This is a genomic window from Rhodococcus sp. P3_B8 (assembly GCF_056402775.1).
Genome location: NZ_JBFUGT010000549.1, coordinates 1 through 2,373 on the forward strand (window position 1 = coordinate 1; position 2,373 = coordinate 2,373).

At 65.7% G+C, this 2,373-nt stretch carries 1 protein-coding gene; it reads left to right on the forward strand.

Annotated elements, in window-relative coordinates; all coding sequences use genetic code 11:
* Positions 1–1,150: 1,150 nt before the first annotated feature.
* Positions 1,151–1,384: an IclR family transcriptional regulator domain-containing protein gene (locus AC1D1G_RS44345; RefSeq protein WP_283334119.1), complete on the forward strand. Its 234-nt coding sequence runs from the start codon at positions 1,151–1,153 to the stop codon at positions 1,382–1,384.
* Positions 1,385–2,373: the final 989 nt, after the last annotated feature.

Genomic DNA, 2,373 nt, shown 5'->3' on the forward strand with positions numbered 1-2,373 from the left:
CCGGCCCCCCGCGGCCTGATAACTCGGTCCGATGCCACCGTCGAAGGCGGCGCTCAGCCACTACCTCGAACGCGACGGGTGAATCGATTCCTACAAACCCATCAGAATCCACGCCTTTCCTGGTGTTGAATCCACGGGATCGTCGATCCTTGCGTGCGATGCCTATCGCGCTCGGGGACGAGGAGCGTTTCGCGAAAGCGAATTTCTCGCACTATGAAATTGCCAACCGCCCATGATGTTGCTGGGCAATCGATTTAGGAAATGGGGGTGACGTCAAAGTCGGCGCATGTGCTTCTCGTGTGTATTTGCGTGATCCACGACGTGAGAGGGYCGKGGYCGCGCGCGGCCGAGGTCGGGGTGGGCGAGCACTCGACCTCGGTCCGCTCGCGRCGGGGCGCCCCGCCGGCCGAAGGGGTTCGGCGGCCGGAGCGGGGCTGGCTGCCCGGTCCGYCTTCGCGGCGCGGGCAGCGTRTTCACYGGGTACCCACAGACAACTGCGKTACRYGGGTATYCCGAGGRCTGGCAGAYCCCRCGGTCATTCGGTGCGGTCCTGTCYGATCGTGACGCATGACGAAACGAACTGCTCGCCGAMYAYGACGGCGMGTTCGCCTGCGCGAAGCCCTCCCGGAACTCGAGGGCTTCGCGCAGATTGAGTGTCGCCGGCCCGGGGTAGTCGGCGGGAACGAAGGCACTTCGCTGCGGCCGTCCGGGGACGACGCCGCCGCGGCTAGGAGGAGTCGGAGGACGAGACCGCCGAGGACGAGGACGAACCCGAGCCGGAGGACGAGGACGAACCCGAGTGCGGGTGAGATCGGGAGTCACCTCGTGGAACGTCACGGTGTCGCGCTCGGCGCAGTTCCTCGGACATTCGTGCGCGGCGGCGCTGGCGGCGGTAGGCGCTCAGCTGGTCGGTGATGGAATCTGCGGACATAGACGTGTGGTTTCGGGTGGGTGTGTTGCGTTCGGGATTTTCCGAACGGCTGTTCAATTCCGGTTGTTTGGACATTATCGTTTCTTTTATCCTCACAGGACGGGCTGCTTCGTGATGATGATCGTGAGGCGCAGATTTGAGCTGAGCGTCCTAGTCGATCGTCTGCCAACGCTTGTTTCCGGCGGTGTGTCGCATTGGGGTTGTCGGCAGCGAGAATTGATGCTCGCTCTGCTTAATCGGGGATTGCTGGCCCTGAACGTCCCCGATACCGAACCGGGGGTCCGCGCGGTCGGGATCGCCCTCCACAACGAGCGGGGCGAGGCGGTCGGGGCGCTCTCGATCGCGGCACCGGTCACCCGGATGCCCGGCTCCGCGGTCGAAAGTCTGGGAGCGGACTTGATCGCCACCGCCCGGCGCGCAGCGCCCGACCTTGCCGGCTACCGGGAACGCTAGGCTCGGGCGGCGCACCCCGGTTTGATGCGATGTGCACCGGGCAGTGAGAACCAGAACAGTGCGCCACAGTTCTCACGGCACGGTGGGTACCGACGCGACGATCCGCCCCGTTCCCACCGTGCCTACCGTCGTCGCGATAGCTTCCGCGTCGCCACCGAGTCCGGGTGACCGACATGCGTGGGGCCGCGGCACCCGCACTCGCATGGCATGGGCGCCACCCCGACATGCTGATCAGATGTTCGAGCGATCCGGGATAGGACCTCGACATCGCTAATTCACCCCGCCGGTTCCGCGTCAGTCCGTGAGCCGACGACGACGACTGTCGCGCCGGATCGAACACCGACAGCGTCGTCGATGACGCGCAACCACGCAGTGGTCACCCGCCGGGATCTCGTCGACGAATCGACCGGTGCGCCCATCACAACACCGTGGCCCCCACGTCGATCAGGTGCTCGAACCACCACTCATGAGGATCTCCGCACCGATGAGTAAGAAGACCGTTCTCCGGCAAAGAATCCCGCCACCTCAGCGCCGTCGCAAGCCTGCCCATCGGTACGGTGTCGAGCAGACGCTTCTGGTAGGAATCGTCGTCAGCGCTGTCGGCGAGGACTACCGCGCCAACGATCGGTCCAGGGACCGGGGAATCGACGGTGACCTTACGATGGCCGATCTCCKGGGCGAGTACCCGAACGAGGTACTTCGTGCGGACTTGCCGGTCCCCCTCCAGCCCGGCCCGGGCCGGGCTGGAGGCCGCACTCGACGAGGGTATCGAGGATCCGCTCCCATCGGATTTGCGGCAGCCTGCCGCACAAAGTAGGGCTCTCTTGGAGAGCCTCAGCGAAGAGGGAGTCGATCTCCTGCGCGACGGACACTGCGGCTCGAACCCGTCGCTCGAGCCGCCGTGCCGACGCCACCTGCGGCGGCGGTGTCTCTGGAGTAATTGACGACAACGTTCCCGCCGTGGGGCGCGAAGCGAAGCACAATGGCCC

What these genes read in the sequence shown, in the direction of transcription:
- AC1D1G_RS44345 (WP_283334119.1), top strand. Translation starts at nt 1,151, where the DNA reads ATGCTCGCTCTGCTTAATCGGGGATTGCTGGCCCTGAACGTCCCCGAT.